16 protein-coding genes, 1 other RNA gene and 1 pseudogene are annotated in these 17,673 nt (G+C 58.0%); 8 read left to right on the top strand and 10 right to left on the bottom strand.

From position 1 onward, the window contains the following. Nucleotides 1-94 precede the first annotated feature (94 nt). On the bottom strand, nt 95-1,792 hold the full coding sequence (locus tag AC3IX4_RS25165; RefSeq protein ID WP_489258037.1) for a sigma 54-interacting transcriptional regulator: 1,698 nt from the start codon (nt 1,790-1,792) through the stop codon (nt 95-97). Nucleotides 1,793-2,226: 434 nt separating this feature from the next. Here AC3IX4_RS25165 and AC3IX4_RS25160 point away from each other — a divergent pair, with 434 nt between their 5' ends. The 8 genes from AC3IX4_RS25160 (at nt 2,227) to catA (ending at nt 8,977) form a co-directional block, all read left to right on the top strand. Then, nucleotides 2,227-2,481, top strand: a complete 255-nt coding sequence (locus AC3IX4_RS25160; protein WP_489258036.1) for a phenol hydroxylase subunit — start codon at nt 2,227-2,229, stop codon at nt 2,479-2,481. A 31-nt stretch (nt 2,482-2,512) separates the two neighbouring features. Then, nucleotides 2,513-3,508, top strand: coding sequence for an aromatic/alkene monooxygenase hydroxylase subunit beta (locus AC3IX4_RS25155; protein WP_489258035.1), 996 nt, complete (start codon nt 2,513-2,515; stop codon nt 3,506-3,508). Continuing rightward, nucleotides 3,505-3,777 (top strand): MmoB/DmpM family protein, encoded by a 273-nt coding sequence (locus AC3IX4_RS25150; protein WP_489258034.1) that lies wholly within the window; start codon nt 3,505-3,507, stop codon nt 3,775-3,777. Before AC3IX4_RS25155 ends, AC3IX4_RS25150 begins: the two co-directional genes overlap by 4 nt. Before the next feature lie 52 nt (nt 3,778-3,829). Then, nucleotides 3,830-5,386, top strand: a complete 1,557-nt coding sequence (locus tag AC3IX4_RS25145; RefSeq protein WP_489258033.1) for an aromatic/alkene/methane monooxygenase hydroxylase/oxygenase subunit alpha — start codon at nt 3,830-3,832, stop codon at nt 5,384-5,386. Between the two features lie 70 nt (nt 5,387-5,456). Continuing rightward, the gene (locus AC3IX4_RS25140) at nt 5,457-5,816 is read left to right on the top strand and encodes a phenol hydroxylase subunit P4 (protein ID WP_489258032.1); all 360 of its coding nucleotides are present in this window, start codon (nt 5,457-5,459) and stop codon (nt 5,814-5,816) included. A gap of 10 nt (nt 5,817-5,826) precedes the next feature. Then, on the top strand, nt 5,827-6,888 hold the full coding sequence (locus tag AC3IX4_RS25135; protein WP_489258031.1) for an NADH:ubiquinone reductase (Na(+)-transporting) subunit F: 1,062 nt from the start codon (nt 5,827-5,829) through the stop codon (nt 6,886-6,888). A gap of 92 nt (nt 6,889-6,980) precedes the next feature. Next, complete coding sequence (locus AC3IX4_RS25130) at nt 6,981-7,892, top strand: SphA family protein (protein WP_489258030.1); 912 nt, start codon at nt 6,981-6,983, stop codon at nt 7,890-7,892. A gap of 155 nt (nt 7,893-8,047) precedes the next feature. Then, on the top strand, nt 8,048-8,977 hold the full coding sequence (catA, locus tag AC3IX4_RS25125) for a catechol 1,2-dioxygenase (RefSeq protein ID WP_489258029.1): 930 nt from the start codon (nt 8,048-8,050) through the stop codon (nt 8,975-8,977). Nucleotides 8,978-9,061: 84 nt separating this feature from the next. Here catA and AC3IX4_RS25120 read toward each other — a convergent pair whose 3' ends face one another. The 9 genes and pseudogenes from AC3IX4_RS25120 to AC3IX4_RS25080 all read right to left on the bottom strand — a co-directional run bounded on the left by AC3IX4_RS25120 (nt 9,062) and on the right by AC3IX4_RS25080 (nt 17,627). Further along, a complete protein-coding gene (locus tag AC3IX4_RS25120; RefSeq protein ID WP_489258028.1) occupies nt 9,062-9,358 on the bottom strand; it encodes a hypothetical protein in 297 nt (98 codons plus the stop codon). Continuing rightward, a pseudogene (locus AC3IX4_RS25115) lies at nt 9,355-10,283 on the bottom strand (integrase domain-containing protein). Before AC3IX4_RS25115 ends, AC3IX4_RS25120 begins: the two are co-directional and overlap by 4 nt. A gap of 163 nt (nt 10,284-10,446) precedes the next feature. After that, nucleotides 10,447-10,838, bottom strand: a transfer-messenger RNA (tmRNA) gene (gene ssrA, locus AC3IX4_RS25110). Nucleotides 10,839-10,914: 76 nt separating this feature from the next. Next, nucleotides 10,915-11,208 carry a hypothetical protein gene (locus AC3IX4_RS25105; RefSeq protein WP_489258027.1) on the bottom strand — a complete coding sequence of 98 codons (294 nt, stop codon included), beginning with the start codon at nt 11,206-11,208 and terminating at the stop codon, nt 10,915-10,917. 249 nt (nt 11,209-11,457) lie between these two features. After that, complete coding sequence (locus AC3IX4_RS25100; RefSeq protein WP_489258026.1) at nt 11,458-11,730, bottom strand: hypothetical protein; 273 nt, start codon at nt 11,728-11,730, stop codon at nt 11,458-11,460. Between the two features lie 143 nt (nt 11,731-11,873). Beyond that, a complete protein-coding gene (locus tag AC3IX4_RS25095) occupies nt 11,874-14,684 on the bottom strand; it encodes an FAD-binding and (Fe-S)-binding domain-containing protein (protein WP_489258025.1) in 2,811 nt (936 codons plus the stop codon). Continuing rightward, nucleotides 14,681-15,352, bottom strand: coding sequence for a LutC/YkgG family protein (locus AC3IX4_RS25090; RefSeq protein WP_489258024.1), 672 nt, complete (start codon nt 15,350-15,352; stop codon nt 14,681-14,683). Before AC3IX4_RS25090 ends, AC3IX4_RS25095 begins: the two co-directional genes overlap by 4 nt. After that, entirely contained in the window at nt 15,349-16,806 is a 1,458-nt protein-coding gene (locus AC3IX4_RS25085) for a LutB/LldF family L-lactate oxidation iron-sulfur protein (RefSeq protein WP_489258023.1), read from the bottom strand. The genes AC3IX4_RS25090 and AC3IX4_RS25085 overlap by 4 nt, the downstream gene beginning before the upstream one ends. Further along, nucleotides 16,803-17,627 carry a (Fe-S)-binding protein gene (locus AC3IX4_RS25080; protein WP_489258022.1) on the bottom strand — a complete coding sequence of 275 codons (825 nt, stop codon included), beginning with the start codon at nt 17,625-17,627 and terminating at the stop codon, nt 16,803-16,805. Before AC3IX4_RS25080 ends, AC3IX4_RS25085 begins: the two co-directional genes overlap by 4 nt. Nucleotides 17,628-17,673: the final 46 nt, after the last annotated feature.

Raw genomic sequence — 17,673 nt, 5'->3', positions numbered from 1 at the left:
TGATGGATTGAGGGATGGGCCTGGTCCCGTTGTTCTGGTGTGAAGCGGGCGCGACTTTACACGCGCTTTGCCCTTCATTTTTCATTTGCAATCGTTAGCGTGACCCTGGGGCATCTGGCAATTTCTTCAGCCTGTAGGCAAGTGCTGGGCGAGTCATTCCTAGCAGACGCGCGGCTTCTGAGACATTTTGCCGAGAGCGTTCCATAGCACCTTGCAAGAGTTGTTCTTCCATCGTATCCAGGCTAACTCCTAAATCGAGCAACCGATCCACCCACTCATGTGTTGGCTCTAACTTCTGACTGATCAAATTACCTTCGCTCGACAGACCAATGCTATGAGCTTCGGCGGACAGGTGTGGGAACAGAGCCTCTACCGAAATGCTTTGGTTGCTATCGGTAATAATTACTCCGCGTTCCATAAGGTTTTCCAGTTCGCGAATATTGCCAGGCCAGTCGTAGCGCAAGCAGGCCTCGCTGGCACGATCCGAAAGGCCGAGGGTTTTTTTCTGGTAGCTTAAATGCAGCTTTTCAAGGAAATGCTCAATCAACAGCGGGATGTCTTCGCGACGATCACGCAGCGCGGGAATTCGGACTGGATAGACATTCAATCGGTAGTAAAGGTCGGCGCGAAAACGTCCTTCTTTCACTGCCTGGCCGAGGTCTTCGTGAGTAGCACCGATGACGCGTACATCGACACTGCGGGTCTGGCTATCACCCACTCGCTCAAGTTCCCCTTCCTGCAAAACGCGCAGCAAACTGGCTTGAGCTCGTGGCGTCAGCTCGATGATTTCATCGAGAAACAGCGTGCCGCCATGCGCCCGTTCGAAGCGACCCATGCGAGATTGTTGAGCACCGGTGTAGGCGCCTTTTTCGACTCCAAACAGCTCAGCTTCAATCAGGTCTGGCGTAATGGCTGCGCAGTTAAGGGCAATGAAAGAACCTCCGGCGCGCTCGCTTCGCAGATGCAAACTTCGAGCGATGACTTCCTTGCCAACACCGGTTTCACCAAGTAGCAACACAGATGCTTTACCCGGGGCAACCTTGTCAATCAGTTCACAGGTTTTGCGATATATCGCCGAACGACCGATGCCGTAAAACTGACCTGCACCTAGCTGGAGACGTTGGTTCATATTCTCGACTTGGAGTTGCAGGGTATGCAGTTCGTCGATGATTGAATCACTTTGGAAATAGCGCATGAACGTATCGGCATCCTCCCACTCCTCAGCGGGCTTGCCGATGATTCGACACATTTTGTCTCCGCATCCGCGGCAACTGACTTCCTTGTAAATGATCTGTCGGCCAATGAAGAACGACGAATAGCTGATCGCGTAGCCGAGCAGCATCCAGCAAATAGGCTGATCAGAATGCAGTTGTTCACTCTGGTGGTTTTCTACTTCAAAAGAGTCAATCCATTCGATGTCGGCGTAAAAGATTCCAGCCTCGATATCAATGTCCATCTTCAATGGACGAACGTTGACCATGCCCTTGAGCGAGTGCAACTGAGGTCCTATCAGGAACATATCCATATCACTGCCGTTGGGTCGTAGTTTTCTCGCCAGTTCCGCGTCTTTCAGCCCGGACTGGTAGCCCAGGCGAAGGAAAAAGCCCTTTGCACGTTCTTCGCCAATCATCTCGAGCAGCTCCCGACGAAATGATGCCATCGCCGAAACCTGCATCAGCATCATGCGTTGCTCATCAAGCCAGATCTTACCTTCGCTGCCGAGGAAATGAATTCGATCGGTCAGATCCTTGAGCAGTGCGGAATGCTCAGCGGCTCGGTATTTCATGGTCATGCAAACACACCCTATATCTTTTTGTTTGTGGGGATGACCCTGGGCCTTACGCCTAGGCTGGGGCGTAATCGAGGCACCGTGTCAGAACTCTAGCGACGACTTGGTTTCGCTGAAAGTCTATATAGACGCCCCGAAATGCTCCTGAAAGTCAAATTGATATTCAGCGATTCACTGCGGTCGCTACGGGGCGGCGCCACAACGGGCGCCGGCCTGTTCATTTCTGATTGACCATTTGCTCAAGCAAGTCGGATTGAGGTTGATCAAATGATCAACTCGTCGAGTTTTATCTCGCCCAGGTACCGCATTGGTCGTTCGCATAGAGTTGTAAAAAACTATTTAACTAATTGTTTTTATTATGTTTATTCAATTGCGCATACAGCGCTGGCACTGTTGTTGCTCTGTACCTCTGCATAACAACAAAGGAGTACTCGAGCATGAGCCAACCTGGCAACGCCTTCGATCAAATGCCGCGCTACGTCCGTGTACGCAGCCAGCCAGGCGATGTCTTTGTCGAATTCGACTTCGCCATTGGCTATCCCGACCTGTTCGTCGAGCTGGTGCTGCCGCGTCAGGCGTTTCAGCAATTCTGCGAAAACAACCACGTGCAGCACATGGACGTACAGATGTCCGATGCCCTCGACGCCGATGCGCGGAAGTGGCGCTACGGCGAAACCCGCGACACCGAATAAGCCCCCAACAATAACTACAGGAGTCCACTCCATGAGCGTCGAGATCAAGACGACCACCGTCGAGACAATCCGCAACACTTTCAGCCACACGCGTCGCCGGTTTGGCGACAAAGTCGCCAGCCGCTACCAGGAAGCGAGTTTCGATCTAGAATCCGCGACCAATTTCCATTACCGGCCGCTGTGGCAGCCAGACAAATTGCTCAATGACGCCACCCGCACCGCGGTGGTGATGGCCGACTGGTACGCGGTCACTGACCCGCGCCAGTACTACTACGGCGCCTACGTTCAGGCTCGGGCCAAGATGCAGGAAAACGCCGAGCACGATTACGCGTTCTGCGAAAAACGCGACATGCTCGCCAGCCTGTCCACCCGGAACGTCCAACTGATCAGCAAGCTGTTGTTGCCGCTGCGGCACGCCGAGATGGGTGCCAACATGAATAACAGCAACATTGCCGCCGACGGCTTCGGCACCAGCGTCACGCAAATGCACATGTTCCAGGCCATGGACCGGTTAGGTATAGCGCAGTACCTGTCACGTATCGGTTTGATGCTTGATGACGGAGATGTCCAGTTGCTGGCCCAGGCCAAACAACAGTGGCTAAACGACCCGGCGTGGCAGGGCCTGCGTCGCTATGTCGAAGACACACTGGTGGTTCGTGACTGGTTCGAACTGACCGTGGCGCAAAACCTGGTCAGCGATGGCCTGTTGTACCCGCTGCTGTTCCACAAACTCGACGAGCAATTGTCGGCCAACGGTGCCGGCCAGGTCGGCATGCTGACCGAGTTCATGCGCCTGTGGTTCGCCGAAAGCCAGCGCTGGGTCGATGCGCTGCTCAAAACCGTGATCAACGAAAGCCCCGCCAACAAGTCGCTGGTGCAAGGCTGGATCGATCATTGGAGTGCCCGTTCCGTCGAGGCACTTCAGCCCCTAGCTGCGATGAGTCTCGACGCGTCCGCTCTGGATGCCGTCTGCGCCGAGTTCAGCGCACGCCTAAAGAAAATCGGCCTGACAGGAGCCAGCGAATGACTTCCCTCGTTTACATGAACTTACAAGACACCGACTACGCCCGCTCGATTGTCGACGCGATTGTCCAGGACAACCCACATGCCGAGATCCAGCATCAACCGTCGATGATCCGCATCGAGGCCAAGGGCCGACTGGATATTCGTCGCGAAACCGTCGAGCAATTGACCGGCAGCTCGTGGGATATCCAGGAAATGCTGATGTACGTGATCACCTTGGGCGGCAACGTTATGGAAGAGGACGACAGCTTCTCCCTGTACTGGAACAGCTGATCACCAACCGCCAGCCGCGTTTGATCCATAACAAGAATTCGGGAGCGCCATCATGGCCGTGAAAAAACGCCTTAATGCCAAAGAAAAATATCGCTGCATGACCCGTGACTTGGACTGGGAGCCGAGCTACCAGACCCACGAGGACATCTACCCGCATGAGCGATTTGAAGGGATCAAGATTACCGATTGGGACAAGTGGGAAGATCCGTTCCGCCTGACCATGGACACCTACTGGAAGTACCAGGCCGAAAAAGAGAAAAAGCTCTACGCAATCTTCGATGCGTTCTCGCAAAACAATGGCCATACCACGCTGTCGGATGCCCGTTACGTCAACGCATTGAAGCTGTTCCTGTCGGGCGTCACGCCACTGGAATACCAGGCCTATCAAGGCTTCGCCCGGGTCGGTCGGCAATTCAGCGGCGCCGGTGCGCGCATCGCGTGCCAGATGCAGGCCATCGACGAACTGCGCCACGTGCAGACCCAAATTCACGCGATGAGTCACTACAACAAGCACTTCAACGGCCTGCATGATTTTGCCCACATGCACGACCGCGTGTGGTTCCTATCGGTGCCAAAATCGTTCTTCGAAGATGCACGCACAGCGGGTCCGTTCGAGTTCCTCACGGCGATCTCGTTTTCGTTCGAGTACGTGCTGACCAACTTGCTGTTTGTTCCGTTTATGTCCGGTGCGGCGTTCAACGGCGACATGGCCACGGTCACCTTCGGTTTTTCCGCGCAGTCCGACGAAGCCCGGCACATGACCCTGGGCCTTGAGGTGATCAAGTTTCTGCTGGAGCAACATGAGGACAACGTGCCAATTATCCAGCGCTGGATCGACAAGTGGTTCTGGCGCGGTTACCGCCTGCTGACGCTGGTCGGCATGATGATGGACTACATGCTGCCCAACAAAGTCATGTCTTGGTCCGAGGCCTGGGGTGTGTATTTCGAAGAGGCAGGTGGTGCGCTGTTCAAGGACCTGGAGCGCTACGGGATCCGTCCGCCCAAGCATGTCGAAGAGGCCAATATCGCCAAGGATCACGTCAGCCACCAGGCCTGGTCGATCTTCTACCAATACAGTCAGGCTACCAACTTCCACACCTGGATGCCGACCGACGAAGAACTCGACTGGCTCTCGGAAAAGTACCCGGACACCTTCGACAAGATCTATCGCCCACGCTTTGAACACTGGCGTGCGCTGCAAGAGAAGGGTGAGCGTTTCTACAACCCGACCCTGCCGATGCTGTGCCAAATCTGCCAGATCCCGCTGTCGTTCGGCGAGCCAGATGACCAAACCACCCTCAGCCATCGCAGTGCCGAGCACGAAGGCGAGCGTTATCACTTTTGCTCCCAGGGCTGCTGCGACATTTTCGAATACGAGCCTACCAAGTACATCCAAGCCTGGCTCCCCGTGCACCAGATTTTGCAGGGCAATTGTGGTGGTGGTGATGTCGAGTCGGTGGTGCGCGATTACTACAACATTAACCCCGGTCAGGACAACTTCGAATACCTGGGCTCCACCGAGCACCGACGCTGGCAAGACTGGCACCCAAACGATCGTAACAGTGCGCCCGCGACGCCCGTTGACCCGGACCTGCTCAAGACCGGTTGACGCCTGAGGCGTGCGACGAAGTGGGCCTGCGGGTCCGCTTCAAAAACCACATTACAAGAAGGACAAGATCATGCCCGTGACTTCCATCGGTGCCTATGAGGCCCAACCCCTGGATCGCCAGGAAAATTTCCATGGACTGCAACTGGTGTACCTGTGCTGGGAAAAACACCTGATGTTCTGCGCCCCGTTTACCTTTCCGCTGCCACCGGCGATGCCCTTCGCCGACTTTATCGAGCTGGTAGTCAAGCCCTCGATTTCCCCGCACCCGGATGCTGAGCGGGTCGATTTCAGCCAGGCGCTGTGGCGCCTGAACGATCTCCCGTTCACCCCGGACAACGGGTTGAGCCTAATTGACAACGGCATCGACCACAAAAGCCTGTTGCACCTCAATACACCTGGCTTGAACGGCATTGCCGGCAGCTTCAACTGAGGACACGGCGATGAGCTACCAAGTAACCATCGAACCCACTGGCGAGCAGATCGAAGTGGAAGAGGGGCAGACCATTCTCCAGGCAGCGTTGCGCCAGGGTGTCTGGCTGCCATTTGCCTGCGGGCATGGCACCTGCGCCACCTGTAAAGTCCAGGTGCTGGAAGGCGAAGCTGACCTGGGTGCGGCATCGTCTTTTGCCTTGATGGATATGGAACGCGATGAAGGCAAGGTATTGGCGTGCTGTGCGATCCCGCAGAGCGACATGGTGATCGAGGCGGATATCGATGCAGACCCAGATTTCCTCGGGCATCCCGTCGAGGACTACCGCGCCGTGGTCAGCGCGCTGGTGGACCTGTCGCCGACCATCAAGGGCGTACACCTCAAGCTTGATCGGCCAATGGCGTTCCAGGCCGGTCAATACATTAACCTGCAACTGCCTGGGGTTGAAGGCACGCGGGCATTCTCGCTGGCCAATCCACCGAGTCGCGCCGATGAAGTTGAACTGCACGTGCGGCGTGTTGATGGCGGCCTGGCCACTGGCAAGATTCACGATGACTTGAAGGTCGGTGACGCAGTGGATTTGTCCGGGCCGTACGGGCAGTTTTTCGTGCGCACTTCGCAAAGCGGCGACCTGATTTTTATTGCTGGAGGCTCGGGGCTATCGAGCCCGCAATCGATGATTCTCGACCTGCTGGAGGTGGGCGATACGCGTCAGATCGTGTTGTTCCAGGGCGCGCGCAACCTGGCCGAACTCTACAACCACGAGTTGTTCGAGGCGTTGGCGCGGGACCACGTCAACTTCACCTACGTGCCCGCGCTCAGCCAAGCGGTAGAGGACACCGAGTGGACTGGCTTCAAAGGCTACGTGCATGACGCCGCGAAGCAGCATTTCGACGGTCGCTTCAGCAGCCGCAAAGCCTACTTGTGTGGCCCGCCAGTGATGATCGATTCGGCGATTACTTGCCTGATGCAAGGGCGGCTGTTCGAACGCGACATCTTCATGGAGCGTTTCTATAGCGCCGCCGATGGCGCCACTGAGACCACACGGTCGGCGCTGTTCAAACGCATCTGAGTTCAACCGCAACACAGCGCCAGACGCTGCTGACCTCCCGATGGTCAGCAGGGTGTCGGCTGATTATAAAAACAATAAAAGGTCATCACCTTATGAAAGCTGTATCGCGAGCCATGCGTGCAAGTCATCTGTGCCGTGCCGGATTGAGCCTGCTGGCGGCTGCCAGTGCCGGTGTTCATGCCACCGAAGGCGGTGGATCGTCTTACCCGATGGGGGCGGAAAACTACATGTCCGGCGCTATGCCACCACCGGGCTTGTATTCGCAGTTCTTTGTAAGTCATTACGAGGCCGATTCCCTGCGCGGCAACCATGGCGAGAAAGTGCCGGTGGACTTCAGGGTTCGGGCAAACGCCATAGCCCCACGATTGATCTGGGTCACCGAGCAGCAGGTGCTGGGTGGAAACCTAGCCTTCCACGCCATCGTGCCGCTGGTGGACCTCAAGGTTGAGCTCAACGGCCAGTCGCAGAGTAAACAGGGATTGGGGGACATTATCTTCGGGCCGGCGCTCGGCTTTCATCACAGCGAAAAGCTGCACAGCATTGTCGCCCTGGATTTTATTGCGCCATCAGGTGAATACGATCGCGGTGATCTGGCCAATATCGGGCGCAATTACTGGGTGGTTGAACCGGTGGTGGCGGTGTCCTACATCGACCCGAACGGGCTCAACGTCGATGTGAAAACCATGTATGACTTCAACCTGCGCAATAACGCTACCGACTACCGTTCCGGCCAGGAACTGCACGCAGATTACGCAGTAGGTTGGGGTTTGGGTAATGGCTGGGTGGTCGGTGTGGGCGGTTACATACTCTACCAGACCACAGACGACCGGCAAGACGGTGATCGTGTCGAAGACAATAAAGGGAGGGCGATAGCGATCGGCCCTACTGTGAAATACACGAGCGATAAGGGCTGGTTTTTAACAGCCAAGTGGGAGCAAGAGACTCAGGTTCGCAACCGCGCAGAAGGTAATGCGTACCGGGTGAAGCTGACGATCCCTTTTTGATCAGTTCTTAGGTTTTTAAAGACGTTCGACGGCGCGGGGCCCGATACCCATTAGGTAATGTTAAGGCTCTGTGACGTCACCCATCCTCCCTTCACGAGGATGATCGCCAAGTGTTCTCTATCAATGCGCTAATAAAAACAAAATGAGGATTAATCATGAACGTCAAGATTGCCCACACTGTTAGTGTCCAGAAGTTTCTTGAAGAGGCCTGCGGACTCTCCAATAACGCCGGTAACCCACGGGTCAAGACGCTGATCCACCGGATCCTTCGTGATTCGATGAGCATCATCGAAGACCTGGCCGTGACCCCGGAAGAATTCTGGAAGGCCGTAAATTACCTCAACGTGTTGGGCGCGCGCCAGGAGGCGGGTCTAGTGGTGGCCGGGCTCGGTCTGGAGCATTACCTCGACCTGCTGATGGACGCCGAAGACGAGCAAGCTGGCAAGTCCGGCGGCACGCCGCGGACCATCGAAGGGCCGCTGTACGTTGCGGGTGCGCCACTGTCGAACTTTGAAGCGCGTCTCGATGATGGCGTCGATCCGGGCGTGGCGCTGTTCATGCAGGGCCGTGTGTTCAATACAGCAGGTGAACCGCTGGCCGGCGCCGTGGTGGATGTCTGGCACGCCAATACCGGCGGCACTTACTCGTACTTCGATACCACTCAGTCGGAATTCAACCTGCGCCGCCGCATCATTACCGATGCCGAAGGCCGTTACCGTTTCCGCAGCATCGTGCCGTCGGGTTATGGCTGCCCGCCGGACGGTCCGACCCAGCAACTGCTCGATCAACTGGGTCGTCATGGCCAGCGTCCGGCGCACGTGCACTTCTTCATTTCAGCACCGGCTCATCGTCACCTGACCACTCAGATCAATCTCGATGGCGATCAATACCTGCACGACGATTTCGCCTATGCCACCCGTGACGAACTGATCGCCAAGATCACCTTCAGCGACGATCAGCAGCGTGCGGCGGCCCATGGTGTGTCCGGTCGTTTTGCCGAAATCGACTTCGACTTCACCTTGCAGAAGTCTGATCAATCAGTGGAACAGCAACGAAAAAATCGAGTTCGTGCGCTGGAGAACTAAGTCGAAATACTGGTTAGCTTCTCTGAGACCAGCAGCGCTGCGACTTGAACTGCGTCCCAAGTTTGGGACGCAGTGATTGCTTGTCTACCCACGACTAGTCGAGCGACCCATCAGCAACTTCCGGTCGTGCCCTAATCGCTTCCAGACTTTCAGAGCAGTGAGTCGATAGTAATACCGGGTGGCGTCGGAGTGGCCTTTCAGGTGCTGAGTGAGAAACCAGTGCACATGCTTGAACTGCCAGGTCCAGGGATTATCGCGCTGCCATCGCTGTTGAATGGCCGCTTGCATGATTCGGGCTTGCCGTAGGTGGCGTTGTTGCGTGGCCTTCGAGCCGGTCAGTACGCCGCTCAGAAACAGCGCCATATCGAAGGGCTTGGTCACGCTCGACCTCCAATGTAGGCCGACACCACATCGATCCGGTTATGCCGAGTTCAACGCTGATTTGTTGCCGCGCCTGTCGATCCAGTTCACGGTCAATGCGATAGCAGTAACCACCATTGACCGGTGCGGCGTGGCCCGTGAGCTGCTCGTAACGTTCGCAGGCGTAGGCCGCTCGCAGTTCATGGAAACCCTTCAGTCCTTGTTCATGCAGCGTTTCGCGGGCGGGGAGCACGGTCTGTTGCAGGAACGCGACGTATCTTTCGTCTCGTGCCAGCAAGTTGCGGCTGCAGGGCGGCGACGCATGACGAGCCAATTGTAGCGCCGCCTTCACCGCTTCATTTGCCACGACCCATCGCTGCGCTGATGCCCCTGAGCGGCCGCCTTTGGTACCGTCCTGGATGTTGATGCGGCCGAAGTGTTCGGCTTCGCGGTGCAAGCGTGGCAGGTCAGCCAGGATTGCTTCGCGCAGGCGCATACCGGTTGCGCGGGCCAACAGGACAATCGCGGCCACCCGCACGTGTTGCTGTTCGCCCAGCGCCTCGAGTACTCGCCGCACCTGTTGGTGGTCTTGGCCATCCGGCGCGCGGGTGCGTACGCTCGAGCGCTTCTGTCCTAACGCCTGACTCGGACTGGCGATCCTCACGTCCTGATCACCGCGCAGCGCAGCGAGGGTGCGGTTGACGCTGCTCAGGCGGTTCTGCGCGGTGGCGATGCAGAGTTCACCTTGCTGGATCTGATGACGCAGATACGCGGCATAGTCTTGTAGCGTCTGTCTATTGATCTGGCGCGCATCGTTGTAACCGGGGCCGTCCTCTGATCGACTCAAGCGCACGAACGCTCGCCAGCGATCGCCATGGGCTTTGGCCGTGGCGAAGTGGCCGCCGGCAAACAAATCCTTGAGCGCTTGTGAGTCGGCATAGCTCAGCTGGCGGCTATTGACCGGCTCCTGTTCGGTCAGGCGCTGAATCTCGGCGAGGTAGTCATCCATCAGCGTGGAGGCGCGCTGGATGTGTGCTTCGTCCAACGCACTATTTCACCGAATTCCAGACACAAAAAAAGACGTCCGTGGACGTCTTTTTTTGAGGATTTGGTGGAGCCGGGGGGATTTGAACCCCCGTCCGCCAGTACTCCGCTGTCGGTACTACATGCGTAGCCTTCTCTATTAAGTTAACCCGCAGCGGCCCGAGGGGCAGGGTGCTTTGGGCGAGTTGTGTAAGTTTTAGCCGATTCGTCCACAACGTACTGCACGGCGATCCTGTTCTGTATGACAATCACTTCGGGTTTACAGGCATCCCCTAGTGATTGCTGGAGCCGAAGCTACCAGAAGGGCGGGCTCGGCTGCTTACGCAGCGAGAGCGTAACCCTCGAAGGTTTCGTCATTGGCAACTATAGAAAGTTGCAACAGTGGATTTACGAGTTCTGTTACCAACTCGGCATGCACCTAGAGTTTCGTTACCGGCGTCGAATCCAAATCGGCCCCATTTTCTGCTCTAGCCTGACCGTTTTGGCGGTCAGGTGTCGAGTATATGCCGATTCGCAATCGAAGTCGAATCGGGCTACTGCCCTGCGCCGTTGCCATCGCCCTTGGTGGATTTTTCAATGTCATCAAGGATTTTGGTGGTCAGGGCGATGCACGTCTTGGTGTCGCCGGAAGCCTGGGCGGACATCGCCTTGGCTTTATCCTCCTCAACCGTTTTGTACATCGGATCGGCATTGGCGCTGGCGCCCGCCGTGGCCATCTGGTTATCGATTTTGGTCAGGTTGGCCGCACACAGATCCTCGGCGGCAAAGGTCGGGGACGCCAGCAATACGGCGGCAGCGAACACACCGGTCAACGTCAGACGCTTCATAGGATAACTCCTGGAAGTAGACATGGCATTGCCAAGGTTGGACACCGGCCTGGTTTATCCAGGGCCTGTAGGGTGGACTGCGCGGCCAAGGTGAGGGTTCGATTTTTTTCAGATTGAAAATGCTGTAGCCGCTGCCGTTAGGCTGCGATCGACCGCGAAGCGGGCGCAGGATATAGAAATCTGGCGCCCCTGGCGGGCCGCATCGCAGCCTATCGGCAGCGGCTACAGGTCATCAATCTGAAGCGCGCATCAGCCCCTGCTTTTCTGATGGTCGAGCAGTATCCGAATGCCTTTTTCGGCCTCGATCACGCAGGTGCTGGTGTCGCCCTTGGCCTTGGCTGATTGGGCTTCCATTTGATGTGCTTTGAGCTCTGCGGTTTTTGCTGCGCCGACTCGCGGGTTCTGCGAAATACCATCGTTGAGGGTTTGCAGTTTGGCATCGCAGTTGTCCTCTGCGGCAAACACTGGGGAAGCCAACAACACACAAGCCATGAACAAGCCAGAAATCGCGGTACGCATCATGTGACTCTCCTTTGCAGAAAGTAACCCCGTCGTCGTAAACACACTCGGCGGGGCAAGTTGGTCCCAAGGTGTTGGGACTTATCTTGATGGACTGCGCTGGATGACAAGGGTTCTACGCCTAACAGTAATTTGCCATGCCGCCGTTACAGCGCCCGAGGCCGGGTCACCCGATCAACGAGGTACACCAGCCCGTGATAGTCGATGCCGCCATGATTCGACAAACCAATCTCGCAGGTGCGGCTGGTGGAGATCCCTTCATCGCAATACTGCACGGCGCTCTTGAGCGTGCGTAGCGAATGAGCATTGAGCTCTGGCGTCGTGAAGCCCTTGTCGCCGGCAAAGCCGCAACAATGAATGCCCTCGGGTACGACCACCTCTTTGCTGCAACGACGGGCCAGATCGATCAGTGCCTGGCTTTCACCAAGGTGTTGGGTACTGCAGGTGACGTGAACCGCAATCGGCGCTTCTTGCGGGGTGAATACCAGCTTGTCCATCAAATGGGTCCTGATGAATCGCACCGGGTCGTAAAGGTCCAGGCGGGTGTCGCCAAGGTCTTGAACCAGTCGCAAGGTGCAAGGGCTGGTGTCGCAGTAGATCGGGTCGAGGCCACCACGGCTGGCGTGCAGGAGGGCGGCGATCAGCTCCTGGCGTTTGAGCTCGGCTTGTTCGGCATAGCCCTTGGAGGCAAAGGGCTGCCCGCAGCAGAGGTTGTGCTGATGGTCCGGGAACACCACTTGATAACCAGCCTTTTCCAGCAGGCCGCGGGTTTTATCCAGCAGGGAGGTTTGCTCACTATCACTCGCAGACGGGCCCATGACCCGCGATACGCAAGCCGCCAGATACACCACGCGGGGTCGCGCATCCGTTACCTGTGGGCTGAAGCGGATCGGGTGCTCCGGTTGTGGCATGGCCGGCGTCCATTGCGGGAGGCGCCCGTTCGACACCTTGCTCAACGAAGCAGAAATCCTGGCCAGGCGCGGAGCACCCAGCAGCTTGCGCACACCGTTGGCCGCTCGCAGTGTCAGGCGCGCACCGGTGAGGGCGCCGCTGAAATGCTCGGCTAGCCAGTCGGCGGTTCGGGTATGGTCGGCGCTGCGTGCGCGCAGTTTCTTCACCAATTCACCCGTGTTGATACCCACCGGGCAGCGTTGAGCGCACAGCCCGGTGGCTGCGCAGGTATCGATGCCCTGGTACTGGAAGTCCTGCTCCAGCGCCGCGGTGTCTTCACCGCGACGTTTTCTGGCCTGGATATCGCGCCACATCACGATGCGCTGGCGCGGGCTCAGAGTCAGGCCCTTGGAGGGGCAGACCGGCTCGCAAAAGCCGCACTCGATACATTTGTCGACGATGTCGTCGGCTGCAGGCAGGGGTTTGAGGTGCTTGAGATGGATCTGCGGGTCATCACTCAACACCACATCCGGGTTGAGGATGCCGGTGGGGTCGAGCAGGCGTTTCAACTGCCACATCAGTTGATAGGCGTCAGCACCCCATTCCAGTTCTACAAAAGGTGCCATGTTGCGGCCGGTGCCGTGTTCGGCCTTGAGCGAGCCGCCGAACTCTACGGCCACCAGTTGCGCTACGTCGTCCATGAAGGCTTGGTAGCGGCTGACTTCTTCGGGGTTGTTGAAGCCCTGGGTGAAGACGAAGTGCAGGTTGCCTTCCAGCGCATGGCCGAACAGGATCGCTTCGTCGTAGTGGTGCTTGTCGAACAGCGCAATCAGCCGATTGACGCCCGCGGCCAGTTGTTCGACCGGGAAGGTGACATCTTCGATGATAACCGTGGTGCCCGTCTTGCGCACTGCGCCGACGGCGGGGAAGGTGTCTTTGCGAATGGCCCAGAGGCGTGCGTTTTCGCGCGGGTCTTCGGTGAAGTCGACCTGCTTCTCCACGGGGAAGCGGGTCAGTGAATCCATGATGTGCGTCAGTTGCTCGTGCAGTAGCGACTGCGAAGCCGCACGAGACTCGATCAGCAGAGCGCAGGCGCCATCGGATAGCTGCTGAACAAATGCTGGCATGCCAGGTTTATCTTGAACCGAGCGCAGGCTACGACGGTCCAGCAGTTCGACGGCGGACACCGGCTGGCTTTTCAGGGCGGTGACCGCGTTGCAGCAGGTCTGCACATCGGGAAACACAATCAGGGCCGAGGCCTTGTGGGGATGATCAACGACCGTGTCGTAGGTGACCGCACTGATAAAGCCAAGCGTGCCCTCCGAGCCGACCAGCAGATGGATGAGCATCTGGATCGGGTCGTCGAAGTCGACCAGCGCGTTGAGTGAAAGCCCGGTGGTGTTTTTCAGTCGGTACTTGTGCCGGATCTTGCTGGCCAATTCAGTGTTGGCACGGGTCGCTTGCCCCAGCCTGGTCAGTTCCTCAAGCAGCATCCCATGGCTGTCTCGGAAGGCGGCCACACTGGCCGCCTCTTCTGTGTCCAGGCATGTACTATCGGCCAGCACCAGGCGCATGCCGGCCAGCGTGTGATAGGTATTCTGCGCGGTCCCGCAGCACATCCCGCTGGCATTGTTGGCGACTATTCCGCCGATTTTACAGGCGTTGATCGAGGCGGGGTCTGGTCCGATCTTGCGACCAAAAGGGGCGAGCCACGCATTGGCCTGAGCGCCGATCACGCCCGGTTGCAATCGGATCTGAGTACCCTGGCCGCGGATTTCCCGGCCGTTCCAGTGGTCGCCCAAAACGATCAGCACTGAATCGCTGATGGCCTGGCCCGACAGGCTGGTGCCGGCCGCGCGGAAGGTTACCGGCACCCGCTGCTGGTGGGCCAGCCTGAGCAGCCCGACCACTTCATCCTCTGACTCGACGCGCACCACAAGCTTGGGGATGAGCCGGTAGAAGCTGGCATCGGTGCCGAAGGCCAGGGTCGAGGTGGGGTCGTCGAAGCGGCGCTCTCCAGGAATCAGCCGTTGTACTTCAGTCAAAAAAGCAGCAGGCAGGCTCATTGGTCCTCCAGGATCAACACCACGAGGTCCTTGGGACCGTGAGCGCCGTAGGCCAGTACTTGTTCGATGTCTGCCGTTTTTGACGGGCCTGAAATCAGCAGCGCATTGGTGGGCATGCCGGCTGCCCATTGCTGGCGTTGCTGGACTTGATAAAGGTTGTCGTGAATCTGGCTGGCCTTGAGCAGGGCGAAATGCACCGGCGGTACCAGGCTCATCAGGCGGGGTTCTTCTCGGGTTGGCCAGACGATCAGGCTACCGGTGGCAGCGATCGCACCCAGGGTGCTGGTCAGGCTGGCAGAGGTGTCATTGAACAGCTCGGTTTTCCATTCCTCCACCGGCCGGTCATAGGCTTTAAGCGCTGGCAGGCCAGGGTGTTGCTGCCAGTATTCAGTAACCCGCTGGCCATGTTCAGTGCTGGGCGCAATCAACAGGTCAGGTAGCTGGCGATCGCTCACCAGCTTCGCCAGCAGGGCAGGCCAGTCTTGGCCGCACGTCATGTGGATTTCGGTATGCACCGCTTCCATCAACTTGCGCAGTTGCCCGATGCGCTGCTCGGGGGCGTAGCTCCACGGGGTCGTTACCAAGGCTTCGTCGAAGTTGTCGGCTATTGGGGTGGTGCCTTCCAGGCTCTTGCGCAGCTTGGCGAGAATGTTCTGTTTGCTGCTCATCGACGAGCCTCCTGCTGGGCCAAATGTTCGCGGGCCATTTCATGCAACGAGCGGGCGGCTGGCTTTGGCGCGCTGTGGTTTTGCGTCCAGGGGCCGATCTTGCTTGGGGTCAGGTTGCGCAGGCGCGTGGCGAAGAAGCCAAAGGCGCGGTAAAGCAGGGGGGAGCGATTGAGCAAAGCCCACGCGTTCCAGATCAAGCGCTCCTTGGGCGAGTACTTGCTGCCTTGGCCGCGCATGACCTGATGAGGGCTGTCGGGTGCCTTGACGTTCTCTTCGCGCAAGCGTCGCAACAGGGCCGGGATCGGGATTTTGACCGGGCAGACCTCGCCGCAGGCGCCGCACAACGACGAGGCGCTGGGATGATCGGGAACCTTGGCCAGGCCGACCATATGGGGGGTGATGATCTTGCCGATCGGGCCGGGGTAGACCTCGCCATAGGTATGCCCTCCGACGCGGGTGTAGACCGGGCAGTGGTTCATGCAGGCGCCACAGCGGATGCAATTGAGCGTCTGGCGAAGTTCGCTGTCGGCAAAGGCCTGGCTGCGGCCATTGTCGAGCAGCACCAGGTGTACTTCATCCGGGCCGTCGAGCTCGTGGGCCTTGCGCGGGCCGGAGATCATGTTGACGTAAGTGGTGATCGGAATGCCCAGCGCCGAGCGGGTCAGCAACGACAACAGCGGCACGGTGTCGCGCAGGTTCTCGACCACCTTTTCGATGCCGGTAACAGCAATGTGCACCGGCGGCACGGTGGTGGACATTCGCCCGTTGCCTTCGTTTTCCACCAGCAGCAGGGTGCCGGTTTCAGCCACGGCGAAGTTGACACCGGATACGCCGATGTCCGCTTCAAAGAACTTCTGGCGCAAAACCTTGCGCCCGATCTGAATGAGTTGGTCGACATCCTTGGTGTACTCCACGCCCAGTTTGTCGTGGAACAAGGATGCGACCTGGCCGGCATTCTTGTGGATCGCCGGCATAATAATGTGAGAGGGCTTTTCGTTGTCCAGCTGGACGATGAACTCGCCCATGTCCGACTCCAGGCATTCAATGCCCTGGGCCTCGAGGACATGGTTCATTTCCATCTCTTCGCTGACCATCGATTTGCCTTTGATCACTTGCCGCGCCTCGTGAGCACGGATGATCGAAAGAACGATGCCATTGGCCTCGTCCACCGTTTGCGCCCAGTGCACATTCACACCGTTGCGCGTCAGGTTCTGTTCCAGTTGCTCGAGCAGGTCGGGCAGCTTGGATAAAGCACGTGCGCGTATGGCGTTACCCAGTGCGCGTAGTTCTTCGCGTTCGCCCGCATCGCTGAAGGCATTGGCACGCTTGGCCATCAGAGAGTCCATGGCACTGCGAAAATTGTTTCGCAGTTGCGCATCGCTCAGCGCGTGACGGGCTCGAGTGCGGAAATCTTCTTCGACCTGGACCGTGGGAATCAGCGTTTGAGCGCTCATTGTCCACCCCCGGTACGTTGCCAGAGAAAACTTGCCAGGTGCGTGCCGCGTAACGCTTGTTGCTGTTTTTCAAAGGCGCCATTGATATTCATCAGGCAGCCGCAGTCGGCGCTGATCACTTGATGGGCACCGGACTCCTTCAGTGCACGGGTCTTGTCGGCGACCATCGCGCCGGAAATATCCGGCATTCGGACGCTGAAGGTCCCACCAAAGCCACAGCATTCGCTCTCATGGTTGTGTTCGACCCGCTCAACATTGCCCAGCTGCGCCAACAGCGCACGGCCGTGCAGATGGGTATTCATTTCCCGCCGTGCTGAACAGGAGGTATGCAGCGCCACCTTGACCGGCTCGCCGCTGTCCTTGAACTGCACCTGGCACACATTCAGTAAAAACTCCGCCAGTTCAAAGGTGCGCTCGGCCAGTGCCTGGACTTTTTTCAGCGTGGCCGGCTCGTCCTTGAACAAATCGGCATAGTGCTCGCGCAGCATGCCGGCACAAGAGCCGGACGGCACGACCACCGGGTAATCTTCGGCAAACAATGCCAACTGGGCCCTGGCCACTTCCCGGGCCTGATCCGTGTAACCGCTGGTGTAGGCCGGTTGCCCGCAGCAGCTTTGCCCTTGTGGGTACTCGACACGAATCCCTTCACGTTCGAGCAGGTGGATCGCATCCATGCCCGCTTGTGGATAAAACAGGTCAACCACGCAGGTGCCGAACAGATACACCCTGGTCGGTTTCTGACGAGGATATTGACGGGGTTCGCGCACGGGAGGCGCCACGCGTGTGGCGTTAGGCACTGCGTTGTAAAAGAGCTCGCTCATCAGGCATTTCTCCGGGTGGGCCCGGTTATTCGTCCGACGAGGCTGC

The sequence above is a fragment of the Pseudomonas sp. KH_021 genome, from assembly GCF_057838865.1.
The sequence above is the reverse complement of the archived record's forward strand: the minus strand, read 5'-3'. Positions and strand labels throughout refer to the sequence as shown.

Excerpts from the sequence above, each read along its gene's own strand:
- AC3IX4_RS25165 (WP_489258037.1), bottom strand. The coding sequence starts at position 1,792 with ATGACCATGAAATACCGAGCCGCTGAGCATTCCGCACTGCTCAAGGAT.
- AC3IX4_RS25160 (WP_489258036.1), top strand. The coding sequence starts at position 2,227 with ATGAGCCAACCTGGCAACGCCTTCGATCAAATGCCGCGCTACGTCCGT.
- AC3IX4_RS25155 (WP_489258035.1), top strand. The coding sequence starts at position 2,513 with ATGAGCGTCGAGATCAAGACGACCACCGTCGAGACAATCCGCAACACT.
- AC3IX4_RS25150 (WP_489258034.1), top strand. The coding sequence starts at position 3,505 with ATGACTTCCCTCGTTTACATGAACTTACAAGACACCGACTACGCCCGC.
- AC3IX4_RS25145 (WP_489258033.1), top strand. The coding sequence starts at position 3,830 with ATGGCCGTGAAAAAACGCCTTAATGCCAAAGAAAAATATCGCTGCATG.
- AC3IX4_RS25140 (WP_489258032.1), top strand. The coding sequence starts at position 5,457 with ATGCCCGTGACTTCCATCGGTGCCTATGAGGCCCAACCCCTGGATCGC.
- AC3IX4_RS25135 (WP_489258031.1), top strand. The coding sequence starts at position 5,827 with ATGAGCTACCAAGTAACCATCGAACCCACTGGCGAGCAGATCGAAGTG.
- AC3IX4_RS25130 (WP_489258030.1), top strand. The coding sequence starts at position 6,981 with ATGAAAGCTGTATCGCGAGCCATGCGTGCAAGTCATCTGTGCCGTGCC.
- catA (WP_489258029.1), top strand. The coding sequence starts at position 8,048 with ATGAACGTCAAGATTGCCCACACTGTTAGTGTCCAGAAGTTTCTTGAA.
- AC3IX4_RS25105 (WP_489258027.1), bottom strand. The coding sequence starts at position 11,208 with ATGAAGCGTCTGACGTTGACCGGTGTGTTCGCTGCCGCCGTATTGCTG.
- AC3IX4_RS25100 (WP_489258026.1), bottom strand. The coding sequence starts at position 11,730 with ATGATGCGTACCGCGATTTCTGGCTTGTTCATGGCTTGTGTGTTGTTG.
- AC3IX4_RS25095 (WP_489258025.1), bottom strand. The coding sequence starts at position 14,684 with ATGAGCCTGCCTGCTGCTTTTTTGACTGAAGTACAACGGCTGATTCCT.
- AC3IX4_RS25090 (WP_489258024.1), bottom strand. The coding sequence starts at position 15,352 with ATGAGCAGCAAACAGAACATTCTCGCCAAGCTGCGCAAGAGCCTGGAA.
- AC3IX4_RS25085 (WP_489258023.1), bottom strand. The coding sequence starts at position 16,806 with ATGAGCGCTCAAACGCTGATTCCCACGGTCCAGGTCGAAGAAGATTTC.
- AC3IX4_RS25080 (WP_489258022.1), bottom strand. The coding sequence starts at position 17,627 with ATGAGCGAGCTCTTTTACAACGCAGTGCCTAACGCCACACGCGTGGCG.